The sequence below is a fragment of the Telluria sp. ZB4P36 genome, from assembly GCF_059685865.1.
Map to the genome: position 1 here is coordinate 57554 of NZ_JCASIE010000013.1, position 15898 is coordinate 73451.

Genomic DNA, 15898 nt, shown 5'->3' on the forward strand with positions numbered 1-15898 from the left:
GGTCGGCGCTCACTATAGCGCAGACTTGCCGTGTCGCCCAGAAAATGACTGTGTTTTTTTACAGTAGTATTGGTTTGCTATTAGAATAAAGACATGAGCCAGATCAATCGTGAACCAGACTTCGAACTGAGCCTGGGCGCCGCCCGGGCCCTGCACCTGGCCGCCCAGGACATGCTGGTGCCGCGCCGCCGGCGCGCCACCAAGGCCGATGTGCTGGCCGCGATCCGGCGCATGGGCATGTTGCAGATCGATACCATCAGCGTGGTCGCGCGCAGTCCCTACCTGGTGCTGTGGAGCCGCCTGGGCCATTACGAGCCGGGCTGGCTCGACGAGCTGCTGGCCGAGGGCGCCCTGTTCGAGTACTGGGCGCACGAGGCCTGCTTCCTGCCGATCGAGGACTACGGCCTGTACCGCCACCGCATGCTCGACCCGGAAGCCATGGGCTGGAAGTATTCGGCCAACTGGATGCGCGAACGCGCCGCCGAGGTGGCGGCCCTGCTCGCGCACGTGCGCGCCAAGGGGCCGGTGCGCTCGTCCGACTTCGAGCGCAGCGATGGCAAGGCCGGCGGCTGGTGGGAGTGGAAGCCCGAGAAGCGCTCGCTGGAAGTGCTGTTCACGGCGGGCGAGCTGATGATCGCCCGCCGTCACAATTTCCAGCGCATCTACGACCTGGCCGAGCGCGTGCATCCGGAATGGCACGACGGCCGCATGCCGCCGCTCGAGGAGGTGCGCCGCAGCTTCGTGCTGCACACGGTGCGCGCGCTCGGGCTGGCCAAGGCGGGGTGGATACCCGACTACCACCGCACCCGGCGCCCGCATCCCGATCCGGGGCGGATGGCCGACGAGGGCCTGCTGTTGCGTGGCCGGGTCGCCGGCTGGAGCGAGCCGGTCTACATCCACCCGGAGCACGCGGCGCTGGCGCGCCAGGCCATGGAAGGGAAGCTGGCGCCGCGCCTGACGACCCTGCTGTCGCCCTTCGATCCCATCGTCTGGGACCGGCGGCGCGCGCTCGAGCTGTTCGGCTTCGACTACCGGCTCGAATGCTATACCCCGGCGCAGAAGCGGCGCTACGGCTACTTCACGCTGCCGATCCTGCGCCGCGGCGCGCTGGTCGGGCGCGTCGACGCCAAGGCCCACCGCAAGGCCGGCGACTTCGAGTTGCGCAGCATCCACCTGGAGCCGGGTGTGCGCGCCAGCGAGCGCCTGGTGGACGACGTGGCGGTCGCCGTGCAGCGCTGCGCCGACTGGCACGGATGCCCCAGGGTAAGCCTGGCCCGGGCCGTGCCGGAGGACTTCGGCGGGCGGCTTGCGGCAGCGCTTGACGCGACCGGAGCGGCCGCGTCCGGACAATCGTGATTGGACATCGCGACCACTAAAAAGTCTCCAATGTCCACAGGGCGTGTTTGCGCCACCTCAAACCCGAGCGGGGGCATCTCTCTACACTACGAGTTCCCAACGGCTGGCTACAACAACAAAAGCTGCCCGCCCGACCCCGACAAAGAAGCTTCCCCAGCCAAGGACTCGCGGCCCGCGCCAGGCCGCGCCTTGGCGAAGCCATCCTGAGAGGAGACACGATGCTGACATCAACCTATACGCTGGTCACCCTATCCATCGAGCAGGCCAGCGCAAGGATCGGCCTGCAGTCCCTGCTGGAGCGCTGGCAGCCAGGTTCCTGGCGGCATGCCATGCCGACGCCGCGCGAGATCGGCCTCGCCTGCGACGCCTTGCGGGTTGCCTTCGACAACTGTTATTGGCGCAAACTCGACAAGTTCGTGGTGCCGGCCTTGCGCCGGGCCGGCGCGGGCACCGGACTGCTGGCCGAACTCGACGCGCTGACCATGGCGGCGATCGAGGCGCGCGCCGACGCCCATGCGGCGGCGGCCGTCTGCGACCCCGGTTTCGGCGCCGCGCTCGAACGCTGCTGCAACCTGCTGCTCGAGCGGCTGGAACGCGAAGAACGCGAGCTGTTCCCGCTGGCGCGCACCCATGTGCCGAGCGAAGTCTGGTTCGCGATCGCCAACCAGATGCTGGCCCACGACGCCTGGCAGAACGAGAACCGCAGCTATCCCGCGGCGGGCAGCGTGGCCAGGAATTCTTTCAGGCAAAGCGCGCCTTCGGACACGCCTCACTTTGCCACCCACTGAGCATACATTCAGCGCATACTGGACACACGCCGGGCATCGCAGCCGGCGGGCGCCGCCATGGTTCTTTGCTATGATGGGGGTTTTGGAAGTGCGATTTCATCATGTTCGAATTCCTTTTCAAGCGGCAGGGCGGCGACAAGCCGGCCGGCGCTCCGGGTGACCAGTCCGGAAGCCGGCCAGCCGGAGGCCAGCAGACAGGCGCGGACCAGTCCGCAGCCGGCGCGGCCGGCGCACCCAGCCCGCGCGAGCAGCAGGCCGAACAGCTCAAGCACCTGAACGGCGACGAAGACGCCGCCGTCGCCTTCATCCTTTCCTCCGAATTTTCCGAACTGCGCCTGGCCGCGGCCGAGCTGGTCCACAGCCGGCCCCAGCTCGAGCGCGTGCACGCGGCGATGCGCAACCTGGATCGCCGCGTCGCCAAGCTGATGCAGTCACGCCTGGACGCGATCCGCCACCATGAAGCCGAGTTGCGCCGTGGCCAGGACGCCCTGGCGCACGCGAAAGCCCTGCTCGGCGACGACTTGCTGACGCCGAACCACGTCGCCGAACTCGACCGCAAATGGTCGATCATCGCCGCGCCCGAGCTGGCGCCGGAATTCGATGCCGTCCGCGCCGAACTCGGCAAGCGCCTGGAAGACCAGGTGCAGCTGCAGCGCGCCATGATCGACCGCCTCGCGGCCCTGCGCCAGCTCGAATCCGCCAGGCTCGACGGCGCCGCCTTCGGCGAGCGCCTCGAGGCCCTGGCGCGCGAGCAGGCCGCCGCCCTGGTCGCGCCCGGCCATGCCTCGCTGCCGCGCGCGCTGGTAGCCGACTTCGCCACCGAACAGGCACGCCTTGGCGCCAGCCTGGCCACCATCGAGCAGGACCGGGCAGCCGTGGCTGCGCGCGAGGCTGCGCTCGCCCAGTGGCAGGCCCAGCCGGTAGCGGAACTGAAGGCGGAGCAGCTGCGCCAGGAATGGCGGCAACTGCCGGCATTGCCGTCCAACGGACCCGGCGCGCAACTGCAGCAGCGTTTCGACGAACTGCTGGCCAGCCTGCCGCAAGCGCCCCGTCCCGAGGCCCGCAAGCCGAAGCAGGAACAGCATGCAGCCGCAGCCGCGGCCCCGTCCGCCGAGACGCCGGCAGCCAGGCCGCAGAAGGGCCAGAACAAGGGTGCCGACCAGCACTTCCTCGACCGCCTCGACGCCATGGAAGCGGCGCTGCAGCAGGGGTCCCTCGGCACCGCCGCCGAGCTCGACAAGTCGCTGAAGGAAAGCAAGGACAAGGGCATGCGCCTGACGCCGGCCCAGGCCGACCGCCTCAACCACGTGCGCGCCGAACTCAAGCGCCTGTCCGACTGGGCGCGCTGGGGCGGCAACGTCTCGCGCGAAGAACTGATCAAGTCGGTGGAAGCGCTGCCGACCCAGAACCTGGCGATGGGCGAACTGGCCAAGAAGGTGGGCAGCATGCGCGAACGCTGGAAGGCGCTCGACAGCCTGTCCGGCGCCGCGCCGCGCTCGCTGTGGGAGCGTTTCGACGCCGCCTGCACCGCCGCCTACGCGCCGGCCGCCGCCCACTTCCGCCACCTGGCCGACGAGCGCCATGCCAATGCCGCGCGCGGCCAGGCCCTGGTCGAGGAAGCGCAGGCCGAGATCGCCCGCCTGGAATCGGGCGAGGCCGACTGGAAGCACGTGTCCGGCACGGTGCAGCGCCTGCGCACGGCCTGGAGCCACCTGGGCGCGATCGACCGCAAGGACAAGAAGCGCCTCGATCAATTGTTCACCGATGCGCTGAACACCCTCCAGCGTCCGCTGGAAGAACAGCGCAAGGGCGAAATGTCCGTGCGCGAGCAATTGATTGAAGAAGCGCTGGGGCTCGACCCGCACGACCGCCATGCCGTCGATGCCTTGCGCAACCTGCAGGCACGCTGGCAGGAACATGCGCGCGCGCTGCCGCTCGAACGCAAGGCCGAGCAGGCGCTGTGGCAGCGCTTCCGCGCCGCCTGCGATGCGCTGTTCGCCCGGCGCAAGGAACACGCCCACGCGGCGGACGCCGAGCGCCGCGCCCACGAAGCGGCCAAAGAGGCCGTGTCGGCCCGCCTGGAAGCGGCCGCCCCGGACGTCACGCCCGCCACCGTCGGCAAGCTGTTGCGCGAGGCCGCGGCCGAGTGGGCGGCGATCGGACCGGTGCCGCGCGCCCACGAGGCGCGCGTCGAGAAGCGCTACCACGCCGCGGTGGCGGCGGTGCAGCACCATGCCGACGTCGCGCGCCGCGCCGCCGGGCTGGCGCTGGCCGGCGCCGTGCGCGACAAGCTGCGCCTGATCCAGGCCCTCGAAAACGCCGTCGTCAATCCCGACGCCCACACCAATCCGTCCGACTGGCGCGGACGCTGGGACGCGCTGCTGCCGCTCGAGGGCGGCTACGAGCCGGTGCTGCATGCCCGCTTCGAGGCCGCGCTGCGGGCGCTGGAAGGCGAGCGCACAAGTTACGCGCGCCAGCTGGAAGCGAACCGGGAGCGCATGCTGCACGCGCTGCTGCGGCTCGAGATCGCGGCCGGCATCGACAGCGGTGCCGAGTTCGCGCGCGAGCGCCTCAAGCTGCAGGTCGAGGTGTTGCAAAGCTCGCTCAAGTCGGGCCAGAAGTCGGGCCAGAAAGGCGGCGGGCAGGGCAGCGCCAACGGCCTGCTCGACTTGCTGGCCCTGCCGGCGCTGGCCGATGCGCGCACCGAAACCCGCATCGAGCAACTGCTGGCCCGTTACGCCAAGGACGGCCGATGAATTTGCCGGCTGCTACCGAGCTCACGGACATCCGCGTCCAGCACGAGGACTTCGACCTGTCGCGCGACATCGCCCGCCTGCGCGACGGCGACGGCCGGGTCGGCGCCGTGGTCAGCTTCGTGGGCACCGTGCGTGACCTGAACGAGGGCGCCCAGGTGTCCGAGATGGAGCTGGAACACTATCCCGGCATGACGGAAAAAGCGCTCGAAGATATCGTGGCCCAGGCGCGGGCGCGCTGGGCGCTGTTCGGCGTGCTCGTCATCCACCGCGTCGGCCCCCTGAAGCCGCTCGACCAGATCGTGCTGGTGGCCTGCAGCTCGGCGCACCGCGGCGAGGCCTTCGCCGCCTGCGAATTCATCATGGACTACCTGAAGACCGACGCGCCGTTCTGGAAGAAGGAGCAGACGCCGGAAGGAGCGCGCTGGGTCGACGCTCGCGCCAGTGACGATTCCGCCAAGCGCAAGTGGCTCCAGTCTTGAGCTGGCTGGCAGTCGGTACCGGGGCGGCGATCGGCGCCTGGCTGCGCTGGGGCCTGGGTATCTGGCTGGGCAGCCTGCATGCCTACGTGCAGTTCGGCACGCTTGCGGCCAACCTCATCGGCGGCTACCTGGTCGGGCTGGCGATGGGATTCTTCAGCGCGCATCCCGAGCTGTCGCCCGAGTGGCGGCTGTTCGCCATCACCGGTTTCCTTGGCGGGCTGACTACCTTCTCGAGCTTTTCCGGCGAATCGGTCGTGCTGCTCCAGCGCGGCGAATACGGCTGGGCGCTGGCCCATACCCTGGTGCACCTGCTGGGTTCGATCCTGTTGTGCGTTGCCGGATTCGCCACATGGCGCGCCCTGCGCGGCTAGCGGTATTGCCGGCTGACGCCAATGCCTCGTTTTGCTGCCATACGCGACGGCGGCATCGTGTCGGTGTAAAGGACTGTTCATTGCACATCTTGAAAAGCAGACAGTCAGCCTTACTTTGCTCCTTAGTCAAGAACACCACTAGGGAGCAATACCATGCGGCAAGACAAACTGACGACCAAGCTCCAGGAAGCGCTGGCGGATGCCCAGAGCCTGGCGGTCGGAAACTATAACCAATACATCGATCCGGTCCACCTGCTCGTCGCCCTGCTGAACCAGGACGACGGCGGCGCCCGCTCGCTGCTGCAGCGCGCCGGCGTGAACGTCGGCGGCCTGTCCAACGCGCTGAAATCGGCGCTGGAGCGCCTGCCGAAGGTGTCGGGCACCGGCGGCGACGTGCAGGTCTCGCGCGAGCTGGTGGCGCTGCTGAACCTGGCCGACCGCGAATCGCAGAAGCGCGGCGACCAGTTCCTGGCCTCCGAGATGATCCTGCTGGCGCTCACCGAAGACAAGTCGGACGCCGGCCGCCTGGCGCGCGAGCACGGCCTGGCGAGGAAAGCCCTCGAATCGGCGATTCAAGCGGTACGCGGCGGCGAGTCGGTGAACTCGCAGGACGCCGAAGGCCAGCGCGAGGCCCTGAAAAAATACACCCTCGACCTCACCGAGCGCGCTCGCCAGGGCAAGCTCGATCCCGTGATCGGCCGCGACGACGAGATCCGCCGCGCGATCCAGGTGCTGCAGCGCCGTTCCAAGAACAACCCGGTGCTGATCGGCGAGCCGGGCGTGGGCAAGACCGCCATCGTCGAGGGCCTGGCGCAGCGCATCGTCAACGGCGAAGTGCCCGATTCGCTCAAGGGCAAGCGCGTGCTCTCGCTCGACATGGCGGCCCTGCTGGCGGGCGCCAAGTACCGCGGCGAGTTCGAGGAGCGCCTGAAAACCGTTCTGAAGGAGCTGGCCCAGGACGAAGGCCAGACCATCGTCTTCATCGACGAGATCCACACCATGGTCGGCGCCGGCAAGGCGGAAGGCGCGATGGACGCCGGTAACATGCTCAAGCCGGCGCTGGCGCGCGGCGAGTTGCACTGCGTCGGCGCGACCACCCTCGACGAGTACCGCAAGTACGTCGAGAAGGACGCCGCACTGGAGCGCCGCTTCCAGAAGATCATGGTCGACGAGCCGAGCGTGGAGGCGACCATCGCCATCCTGCGCGGCCTGCAGGAAAAGTACGAGCTGCACCACAAGGTCGAGATCACCGACCCGGCCATCATCGCCGCGGCCGAGCTGTCGCACCGCTACATCAGCGACCGCTTCCTGCCGGACAAGGCGATCGACCTGATCGACGAGGCGGCCTCGAAGATCAAGATCGAGATCGACTCCAAGCCGGAAGTGATGGACAAGCTCGAACGCCGCCTGATCCAGCTGAAGATCGAGCGCGAAGCCGTGCGCAAGGAAACCGACGAAGCCTCGATGCGCCGCATGGAACTGATCGGCGAAGAGATCGCGCGCCTGGAGCGCGAGTACAACGACTTTGAGGAGATCCTCAAGTCCGAGAAAGCGGCGGTGCAGGGCACGACCCACATCAAGGAAGAGATCGAGCGCATCCGCCACCAGATGGAGGAGGCCAAGCGCGAGAGCAACTGGCAGCGCGTCTCCGAGCTGCAGTACGGCCAGCTGCCCCAGCTTGAAGCCCAGCTCAAGAAGGCCGAGGAAGCGGCCGAAAGCGCCGACGGCGACATGGCGAAGCCGAAGCTGCTGCGCACCCAGGTCGGCGCCGAAGAGATCGCGGAAGTCGTTTCGCGCGCCACCGGCATTCCGGTGTCCCGCATGATGCAGGGCGAGCGCGACAAGCTGCTGCACATCGAGGAAAAGCTGCACGAGCGCGTGGTCGGGCAGGACGAGGCGATCGAGGCGGTGTCGGATGCGATCCGCCGCTCGCGCGCCGGCCTGTCGGACCCGAACAAGCCCTACGGCTCCTTCATGTTCCTGGGGCCGACCGGCGTCGGCAAAACCGAGTTGTGCAAGGCACTGGCCGGCTTCCTGTTCGACACCGAGGACTCGATGATCCGCATCGACATGAGCGAGTTCATGGAGAAGCATTCGGTCGCCCGCCTGATCGGCGCGCCGCCGGGCTACGTCGGCTACGAGGAAGGCGGTTATCTGACCGAAGCCGTGCGCCGCAAGCCCTACAGCGTGATCCTGCTGGACGAGATCGAGAAGGCCCATCCGGACGTGTTCAACGTGCTGCTGCAGGCGCTCGACGACGGCCGCATGACCGACGGCCAGGGCCGCACCGTGGATTTCAAGAACACGGTAATCGTGATGACCTCGAACCTAGGGTCGCACAAGATCCAGTCGATGGACACGGACGAACCGGGCGTGGTGAAGCTGGCTGTGATGGCCGAGGTGCGCGGTCATTTCCGCCCCGAGTTCATCAACCGCATCGACGAGATCGTGGTGTTCCATGCGCTCGACGAGAAGAACATCGGCGCGATCGCCCGGATCCAGCTGCAGCACCTGGAACAGCGCCTGGCCAAGATGGACATGGCGCTCGACATCGACGAGGAGGCGCTGCAGAAGATTGCCGAAGCGGGCTACGACCCGGTGTATGGCGCCCGCCCGCTCAAGCGCGCGATCCAGCAGCAGATCGAGAATCCGCTGTCGAAGGCTATCCTGGCCGGCAAGTTCGGACCGAAGGATACGATTCCGGTGCGGGTGCGCGGGGGCAATCTCGTGTTCGGCGAACAGGTGGAGCTGGCGAAGTAAGCCTGGTCTTCTCGACAAACGACAACGGCGCGTCCCGCAAGGGGCGCGCCGTGTTTACATGGGCTGCCTGCTCATCCCTGCTTGCGCTTCCTGCGCGCCGTGAAGCCCATCAGCCCCAGTCCGCCGAGCAGCAGCGCATAAGTCTGCGGTTCCGGCACCGGCGCGATGGTCTGCGACAGCAGGCTGCCCACCTTGCGTTCGCCGTCACCGAAGAAATTCACCTTCAGGTGGGGCGCCTCGAGGTCCGGCGCGCCGCCGCTGAAGCTGAACTGGAACACCATGTTGTCCGTCAGTGCCACGCGGTCGCCCGAGAAGCACAGGCTGCGGCCCGCATGCCCGCCGCCGGCACAGCCGTTCGCGTTCAGTTCGTTCGACGACAGCGTCCAGTTGGTCGCGACACCGGGCGCCGAGACCAGGGTGACGTCCGAGAAGCTGCCCAGGTCCTTGAGCTGGAGGGCGCCGATGCTGCTCGCCTCGAGCCAGTCGCCGGTCCGGTTGGCGGCGTCGATTTCCAGGGTCAGCAGATTGCCGCTCCAGGTCGAGGTGAAGGTCACGCCCTGGTAGGTGAGGGAACCGGCCTGGGCGGCGGCGGCGACGCCGGCGGCCAGCGCCAGGCCCAGGGCTGCTTTGCGTAGGGTGGTCTTCAATTCATGCTCCTCCGATGATATTGAATGACCGGGCATTCGCGTCGGCGAACGGCCCGGACCTGCGTACGGATGAGTACGCGGGCCCAGACTATTCCATACCTATAACACTTTCTGTTAGGCGACTAACCAATGGCTGAGGGAGAGTTTCGGTATGGCAAGGGCATTCTGCCTGGCTTATTTGCGGCGGCGCGCCATGGCCAGCATGACCAGGCCGGCGGTCAGCAGGGCCATGGTGCGCGGCTCCGGGATCGCTGCGTCCGTCTCCACGGACGGCGGAATCAGGCCGGTCGAGTCGCCGCTCGATCCACCGGAAGCGCCGGTGCTGCCCGGCGCCTGGTAAGGGAAGTCCATCGACAGCAGGCTGCCGGTCTTGCTGCCCCGGGCGTTGACGAAGTGGACCTTCAGGTGCGGCGCGCTCAGGTTCGGGCTGCCGTCGAAGGTGAAGGTGAACACCATGTTGTCGGTGAGCGCCACCGGGGTGCCGGCAAAGCACAGGCGGCTGAAGGAAGTGCCGGCCGCGGCAGTGGACGCAGCGCCGCAGCCGCTTGCCTTGAGTTCGGTATTCGAGAGCGACCAGTTGCCGCCGTTCGAACTGGTCATGGTGACGCCGGTGAAGCCGCCGATGGTCTTGATGGCGAGCGAGTCGATCGCGGTCGCGGCGGCCCATCCGCCGCTGCGCTTGGCCGCATCGATCTCGAGGGTCAGCACATTGCCGGTATAGGTCGAGCCGAACACGACGCCGTCCTGGGTGATGATGCTGGCGGAAGCCGGCATGGCAAGGGCGAGGAGGGCAGAGGAGAAGGCGGTGCGCAGCGTGGACATGGCGGGTCCCGTTTATTTGATGAAATCGATGATATGGCTAGGCTGTCAGCAATATTGATCGAAGTCAATCATTTTCGTTAATTTCCAACAACTCTCCACCGCGTATTTCACAATGCGGAACCAGACTTCCGCAATACGGGAAAACGCAGCAATTGCTGCCGCCACTAGATTCCCATCGTAAGAAATTTCATTCCGCATCATGGAAGTACATTAGCAAGCCATTGAATATAAAAGATTAAAAAATCTTTTGATGTCTTATATAAGAGTTGTTGTGCTCTGCAAAAACTGATCTATGATGTACCCAATGGATTCCTCTCGCTTTTGATCTCTCAACTTATCAATCAGGAGAAACAGCATGGCAACTCGTGAACAGCAGATCAGTGAACTCCAGCAAGACTGGGAAACCAACCCGCGTTGGAAGGGTGTGACGCGCAACTACACGGCGGCCGATGTGGTGCGCCTGCGCGGTTCGGTCCAGATCGAACACACCCTGGCCAAGCGTGGCGCCGAAAAGCTGTGGGATCTGGTCAACAACGAGCCCTATGTGAATGCTCTTGGCGCCCTGACCGGCAACCAGGCCATGCAGCAGGTGAAGGCGGGCCTGAAAGCCATCTACCTGTCGGGCTGGCAGGTGGCGGGCGACGCCAACGTTGCCGGCGAGATGTATCCGGACCAATCGCTGTACCCGGCCAACTCGGTGCCGCAGGTGGTGCGCCGCATTAATAACACCTTCCAGCGCGCCGACCAGATTCAGTGGTCCGAAGGCAAGGACGACATCGATTACTTCGCCCCGATCGTGGCCGATGCCGAAGCCGGCTTCGGCGGCGTGCTGAACGCCTTCGAGCTGATGAAGGCGATGATCGATGCCGGCGCCGCCGGCGTGCACTTCGAAGACCAGCTGGCCTCGGTCAAGAAATGCGGCCACATGGGCGGCAAGGTGCTGGTGCCGACCCGCGAAGCCGTCGAGAAACTGAACGCCGCGCGCCTGGCCGCCGACGTCATGGGCACCTCCACCCTGGTCATCGCCCGTACCGATGCCGAAGCGGCCGACCTGCTCACCTCGGACGTGGACGACAACGACAAGCCCTTCTGCAGCGGCGAACGCACCGTGGAAGGCTTCTTCAAGGTCAAGCCGGGCGTCGAGCAGGCCATTTCGCGCGGCCTGGCCTATGCGCCTTTCGCCGACCTGGTGTGGTGCGAGACCGGCAAGCCCGACCTGGCGTTCGCCAAGCGTTTCGCCGAAGCCATCCATGCGAAATTCCCGGGCAAGATGCTGGCCTATAACTGCTCGCCTTCGTTCAACTGGAAGAAGAACCTGGACGACGCCACCATCGCCAAGTTCCAGAAAGAACTGGGCGCGATGGGCTACAAATTCCAGTTCATTACCCTGGCCGGCTTCCACTCCCTGAACTACGGCATGTTCAATCTTGCCCACGGCTATGCGCGCCGCGGCATGTCGGCCTTCGTCGAGCTCCAGGAAGCGGAATTCGCCGCCGCCGAGAAGGGCTTCACCGCAGTCAAGCACCAGCGCGAAGTCGGCACCGGTTACTTCGACGCCGTGACCCAAACCATCCAGCAGAACCAGAGCTCGACCACCGCCCTGCACGGTTCGACCGAGGACGAGCAGTTCTTCGACGAGAAGAAGGTCGCGTAAGCCCGTCCAGCAGACCTCCAGGGATTTGCCGCAGCGCCCGCAGGGCCTGCGGCTTTTTATTTGTGGCGTGGGAATGAGCGATGTAGTGGATAATGGCGCCCATTGCGCCGTTGAAAACACGGCATTGAATCTTTTCTCAGGAATTCCAGCTTATGTTGAGCTACCGCCACGCCTTCCACGCGGGTAACCACGCCGATGTCCTCAAACACTTCGTCCAGGTGCAGCTGCACCTGTACATGAACCAGAAGGATGCCGCCTACACCTATATCGACACCCACTCGGGCGCCGGCGTCTATGCGCTGGACAGCTTCCAGGCGACCAAGACCGGAGAGTTCGACACGGGTATCGGTCCCCTGTGGAATGCGGCGAACGTGCCCGAGGCATTGAAGCCCTACCTCGACCTGGTCAAGGCGATGAACCCGAGCGGCAAGATGCGCTATTACCCAGGCTCGCCGTATGTGGCCGACCAGATGGCGCGCGCGGACGACCGCCTGCGCCTGTTCGAGCTGCATCCGGCCGACGTCAAGATCCTGCACGAGAACGTGCGCAAGGCCGAGGCGCACAAGGCCGAGCAGGGCGAGCGTTCGCGCGGCAAGCGCGTGCTCATCGAGCATGGCGACGGCTTCCAGAGCCTCAAGAAACTGCTGCCGCCGCCCTCGCGCCGCGCGCTGGTGCTGGTCGACCCGCCCTACGAGGTCAAGGACGATTACAAGAAGGTGCGCGATGCGCTGGAAGAAGCCCTGGGCCGCTTCCCGAGCGGCATGTACGCGGTCTGGTATCCGGTCCTGCAGCGCATGGAGTCACGCCAGTTCCCGGACAAGCTCAAGCGCCTGCCGGCCAAGGAATGGCTCAACGTGACCCTGACCGTGTCGACCCCGGGACCGGACGGTCTCGGCCTGCACAGCAGCGGCATGTTCATCCTGAACCCGCCCTATACGCTGGAGGCGATGCTGCGCGACACCATGCCCTGGCTGGTGCAGGTGCTGGGCAAGGATGCCGGCGCGCGCTTTACCATCGAAACCGGCACCCAGGTGACCGGTGCCGTCTCCGCGCGCCTGGCCGGAGAGGGGCCGCGCGTGCCTGTCGGCAATGCGCGCCGCGCCAGCCCGCTGTCGGGCAAGGGCAGCCTGCGCCTGCCGGGCCAGAGCATGGTGCGCGAAGGCGAGGAAGAGGCGCGCGGCGCCGCCAAGCCGGCGGCACCGGCAGCCAAGACCGGCGCGCGCCGCGTCTGGCGTCCGGATGGCAGTGCCCGGGCCAAGCCGCAGGCGCCGGCCGAGGGGCGCGCTCCGGGTAAGCGTCCGGCGGCTGCTACGGGCGCCGGTGGCGCCAGGCCGGCTGCGCCTCGCTCGGGCGGTCCACGCTCGGGCGGCAAGGGCGGCGGCAATCGCTGAGCACCCGGTTCGATATAAAAATGCTAATAGTGTCGGATTTGTAGTATAGTCACCGAGGCAGGTGCGTGCGCCTGCCCGGCTGGCTTGTCTACGCCGCAACAGTTTCCCAGGAGTTTTTTTGATGCATGCCGAAGCAACGGCAGCGGCATCCGTGCCGTCCAACGATTTTTTCCTCGCACGTCAGCCCATCCTCGGCCGTGACCAGCATCTCGTGGCATTCGAGCTGCTGTTCCGGGCCGCCGGTGAGGACGACGATGCGAAGCTGACCGACAACGCCGCAGCGACGGCGGCGGTGATTTCGCACGCGTCGCAGCTCGGCATGGAGCAGGTGGTCGGCGAGCAGCTCGCCTTCGTCAACGTCGATGAAGTCGTGCTGATGAGCGACTTCGTGCGTTTCCTGCCTCCGCATAAGGTTATCCTCGAAATCCTGGAAACCGTCAAGCCGACTCGGGCGTTGGTGGCGCGGGTCGCTGAACTGAAGGAACTCGGTTTCAAGTTCGCGGTCGACGACGTGACCGAACATTCTCCCGAGCTCGACCGGTTGATCGGCCTGGTGGATGTGATCAAGGTCGACGTCAAGCTGGTGCGCCCGGGCGAGCTGGCGAGCCTCGTGTCCTCATTGAAGTCTACCGGCAAGAAACTGCTGGCCGAAAAAGTCGAGACCCTCGACGAGTTCAGGCTGTGCATGGACCTCGGCTTCGAATACTTCCAGGGCTATTACTTTGCCCGTCCCGTGATTTTGTCGGGCAAGAAGATCACCCCGTCCGAGATGGCGATCCTGCATCTGCTGGAGCTGGTGAGTTCCGATGCCGACGCCCAGGTGATCGAAACCGCGGTCAAGCGCGACGCCTTGATCAGCCTGAACCTGCTGCGCCTGGTGAACAGCCGGGCTGCGCCGGGTCCGCAGATCGAATCGCTGTCGCAGGCCCTGAGCCAGCTCGGGCGGCGCCAGCTGCAGCGCTGGCTGCAGATCCTGCTGTACACCACGGCCGGCGGCGTGGAGCTGGCCTCGCCGCTGCTGCAGCTGGCCACCACGCGCGGCAAGCTGCTGGAGCTGATGACCCAGGCGCGCTACCCGAACGACGCCGGGCGCGCCGACCGTGCCTTCACGGTCGGGATCATGTCGCTGGCCGATGCGCTGTTCTCGATTCCGATGCGCGATATCCTCGACAATGTCGAAGTGGCGGACGACGTCCGTACCGCGCTGCTGGACCGCGAAGGCGATTTCGGGACCATGCTCAGGGTGGCCGAGCTGCTCGAAGCGGCCGAGGGCGGCTGCAAGCTGTACAACGCGCTGCGCAAGCTGGGTTTGTCGGTGGCGCAGATCCGCGAGATCGAACTGAAGGCTTTCGATTGGGTGAGGGAGTTGACGCACGAGGTGCATTGACTCCCCGGATGGCTTACTGCGCCAGGAACAGGAAGACGGTCGGCTTCTTGTGGAAATCCGGCGCCTTGCCGGCGGCCAGTGCCGCCTTCCACTTGGCCGCCGTCATCGTCCTGACCGACTCGCTCGCCAGCGACAGATCGGTCGCCACGCAAATCAGGGTCCCCGGCTGGCAGGCAGCCACCAGCGCCTCCAGCATCTGCCCGTTCCGGTAGGGCGTCTCGATCAGCAACTGGGTCTGCTTCTCGCTGCGCGAACGCTGTTCCAGCTGCTGGATGCGCTTGCCGCGCTGCGCCGCATCGGTCGGCAGGTAGCCGTTGAAGGCGAAGCTCTGTCCATTCAATCCGCTCGCCATCACGGCCAGCAGCAGCGAGGACGGCCCCACCAGCGGCCGCACCGCGATCCCGTGCTGGTGCGCCAGCCGGACCAGGTCGGCGCCCGGGTCGGCCACCGCCGGCACGCCGGCTTCCGACACCAGGCCCGCATCGCGCCCGGCCAGCAAGGGCGCCAGCAATTGCGCGAGGGCGGCCGGCGGCGTGTTCACGTTCAGTTCGGCAATCTCGATTTCCTGCAGGGGCTTGGCCAGCGGGTGGTCGATGGCGACCAGTTTCAGGAAGGCGCGCGCCGTCTTGGCGTTCTCGGCGACGAAATAGTCGAGCCTGGCGGTCAGCGCCTGCACCTGCGTCGGCAGCAGGGCGGACAGGGCGCCGGGAGCGGGATCGACAGGGCCAAGGGTGTTCGGAATCAGGTAAAGGGTGCCGGGCATCGTCAAGAAGTAAAAGGCTTACACGCCGAAGAAGGAAACGCCGGCGCGGCGCAGCATGCCGGTCAGGGCGATCAGGGGCAGGCCGGTGAGGGCGGTCGGGTCGCTCGATTCGATCCGATCGAGCAGGGCGATGCCCAGGCCCTCGTTCTTGGCGCTGCCGGCGCAGTCATAGGGTTGCTCGATGCGCAGGTAGGCGTCCAGCTCGGCATCCGGCAAGTCGCGGAAGTCGACGAAGACCTGCACGTTCTCGAGCTGCGCCGCACGGGAAGGATCGGCCACGCGGCTGTCCCACAGGCACAGGGCCGTATGGAAGACCACCCGGCGTCCCCGCATCAGCTGCAATTGCTCCAGCGCCCGGGCATGGTTGCCGGGTTTGCCGATCTGCATGCCGTCCAGGGTCGCCACCTGGTCCGAGCCGATCACCAGCGCGCCGGGGAAGCGGGCCGCCACTGCGGACGCCTTCTCGCGCGCCAGGCGCAGGGCGGTATCCTGCGGCGCTTCGCCTGCCTGCGGGCTCTCGTCGATGTCCGGGGCGATCGCTTCGAAAGGAAGGTGGAGGCGCGACAGCAGCTCCCGGCGATAGGCGGAACTGGAAGCGAGAATGAGGCGCGGCGGCGCGGAACTTGGTATCATTGCGGTCTGGCGAGTAAGTCAAACTATAAGCCGAGCTTATAGATCATATAGGTCTATCAAGCAAACGCGATAAATGCCACAGATTGGCAAT

General features: G+C 66.3%; 13 protein-coding genes. 9 read left to right on the top strand and 4 right to left on the bottom strand.

The annotated features are described in order from the left end of the window. Nucleotides 1-93: 93 nt before the first annotated feature. The 6 genes from AC56LK_RS16935 (at nucleotide 94) to clpB (ending at nucleotide 8510) form a co-directional block, all read left to right on the top strand. Nucleotides 94-1356: a winged helix-turn-helix domain-containing protein gene (locus AC56LK_RS16935; RefSeq protein WP_497185656.1), complete on the top strand. Its 1263-nt coding sequence runs from the start codon at nucleotides 94-96 to the stop codon at nucleotides 1354-1356. Nucleotides 1357-1574: 218 nt separating this feature from the next. Then, nucleotides 1575-2144, top strand: coding sequence for a hypothetical protein (locus AC56LK_RS16940; RefSeq protein WP_497185657.1), 570 nt, complete (start codon nucleotides 1575-1577; stop codon nucleotides 2142-2144). 101 nt (nucleotides 2145-2245) lie between these two features. Further along, nucleotides 2246-4900 (top strand): DUF349 domain-containing protein, encoded by a 2655-nt coding sequence (locus AC56LK_RS16945; protein WP_497185658.1) that lies wholly within the window; start codon nucleotides 2246-2248, stop codon nucleotides 4898-4900. Next, entirely contained in the window at nucleotides 4897-5379 is a 483-nt protein-coding gene (moaE, locus tag AC56LK_RS16950; RefSeq protein ID WP_497185659.1) for a molybdopterin synthase catalytic subunit MoaE, read from the top strand. The genes AC56LK_RS16945 and moaE overlap by 4 nt, the downstream gene beginning before the upstream one ends. Further along, nucleotides 5376-5750, top strand: coding sequence for a fluoride efflux transporter CrcB (gene crcB, locus AC56LK_RS16955; protein WP_497185660.1), 375 nt, complete (start codon nucleotides 5376-5378; stop codon nucleotides 5748-5750). The genes moaE and crcB overlap by 4 nt, the downstream gene beginning before the upstream one ends. A 153-nt stretch (nucleotides 5751-5903) precedes the next feature. Next, a complete protein-coding gene (gene clpB, locus AC56LK_RS16960) occupies nucleotides 5904-8510 on the top strand; it encodes an ATP-dependent chaperone ClpB (RefSeq protein WP_497185661.1) in 2607 nt (868 codons plus the stop codon). Between the two features lie 71 nt (nucleotides 8511-8581). Here clpB and AC56LK_RS16965 read toward each other — a convergent pair whose 3' ends face one another. Further along, a complete protein-coding gene (locus tag AC56LK_RS16965) occupies nucleotides 8582-9157 on the bottom strand; it encodes a PEP-CTERM sorting domain-containing protein (protein ID WP_497185662.1) in 576 nt (191 codons plus the stop codon). 174 nt (nucleotides 9158-9331) lie between these two features. Beyond that, complete coding sequence (locus tag AC56LK_RS16970; protein WP_497185663.1) at nucleotides 9332-9979, bottom strand: PEP-CTERM sorting domain-containing protein; 648 nt, start codon at nucleotides 9977-9979, stop codon at nucleotides 9332-9334. A 355-nt stretch (nucleotides 9980-10334) separates the two neighbouring features. On the opposite strand from AC56LK_RS16970, the gene aceA reads away from it, so the two are divergent. The 3 genes from aceA to AC56LK_RS16985 all read left to right on the top strand — a co-directional run bounded on the left by aceA (nucleotide 10335) and on the right by AC56LK_RS16985 (nucleotide 14411). After that, nucleotides 10335-11633 carry an isocitrate lyase gene (aceA, locus tag AC56LK_RS16975; RefSeq protein WP_497185664.1) on the top strand — a complete coding sequence of 433 codons (1299 nt, stop codon included), beginning with the start codon at nucleotides 10335-10337 and terminating at the stop codon, nucleotides 11631-11633. Between the two features lie 152 nt (nucleotides 11634-11785). After that, a complete protein-coding gene (locus AC56LK_RS16980) occupies nucleotides 11786-13024 on the top strand; it encodes a 23S rRNA (adenine(2030)-N(6))-methyltransferase RlmJ (RefSeq protein WP_497185665.1) in 1239 nt (412 codons plus the stop codon). 121 nt (nucleotides 13025-13145) lie between these two features. Further along, nucleotides 13146-14411 (top strand): EAL and HDOD domain-containing protein, encoded by a 1266-nt coding sequence (locus tag AC56LK_RS16985; RefSeq protein ID WP_497185666.1) that lies wholly within the window; start codon nucleotides 13146-13148, stop codon nucleotides 14409-14411. Nucleotides 14412-14424: 13 nt separating this feature from the next. Here AC56LK_RS16985 and AC56LK_RS16990 read toward each other — a convergent pair whose 3' ends face one another. Next, nucleotides 14425-15174, bottom strand: coding sequence for an SAM-dependent methyltransferase (locus AC56LK_RS16990; RefSeq protein ID WP_497185667.1), 750 nt, complete (start codon nucleotides 15172-15174; stop codon nucleotides 14425-14427). 18 nt (nucleotides 15175-15192) lie between these two features. After that, nucleotides 15193-15807: a Maf-like protein gene (locus AC56LK_RS16995; RefSeq protein WP_497185668.1), complete on the bottom strand. Its 615-nt coding sequence runs from the start codon at nucleotides 15805-15807 to the stop codon at nucleotides 15193-15195. Between the last annotated feature and the right edge of the window lie 91 nt (nucleotides 15808-15898).

Bases quoted from the DNA above. Each gene is read 5' to 3' on its own strand.
- AC56LK_RS16995 (WP_497185668.1), bottom strand. From the start codon at position 15,807: ATGATACCAAGTTCCGCGCCGCCGCGCCTCATTCTCGCTTCCAGTTCC.
- AC56LK_RS16940 (WP_497185657.1), top strand. From the start codon at position 1,575: ATGCTGACATCAACCTATACGCTGGTCACCCTATCCATCGAGCAGGCC.
- AC56LK_RS16945 (WP_497185658.1), top strand. From the start codon at position 2,246: ATGTTCGAATTCCTTTTCAAGCGGCAGGGCGGCGACAAGCCGGCCGGC.
- AC56LK_RS16970 (WP_497185663.1), bottom strand. From the start codon at position 9,979: ATGTCCACGCTGCGCACCGCCTTCTCCTCTGCCCTCCTCGCCCTTGCC.
- AC56LK_RS16980 (WP_497185665.1), top strand. From the start codon at position 11,786: ATGTTGAGCTACCGCCACGCCTTCCACGCGGGTAACCACGCCGATGTC.
- moaE (WP_497185659.1), top strand. From the start codon at position 4,897: ATGAATTTGCCGGCTGCTACCGAGCTCACGGACATCCGCGTCCAGCAC.
- clpB (WP_497185661.1), top strand. From the start codon at position 5,904: ATGCGGCAAGACAAACTGACGACCAAGCTCCAGGAAGCGCTGGCGGAT.
- AC56LK_RS16990 (WP_497185667.1), bottom strand. From the start codon at position 15,174: ATGCCCGGCACCCTTTACCTGATTCCGAACACCCTTGGCCCTGTCGAT.
- aceA (WP_497185664.1), top strand. From the start codon at position 10,335: ATGGCAACTCGTGAACAGCAGATCAGTGAACTCCAGCAAGACTGGGAA.
- AC56LK_RS16935 (WP_497185656.1), top strand. From the start codon at position 94: ATGAGCCAGATCAATCGTGAACCAGACTTCGAACTGAGCCTGGGCGCC.
- AC56LK_RS16985 (WP_497185666.1), top strand. From the start codon at position 13,146: ATGCATGCCGAAGCAACGGCAGCGGCATCCGTGCCGTCCAACGATTTT.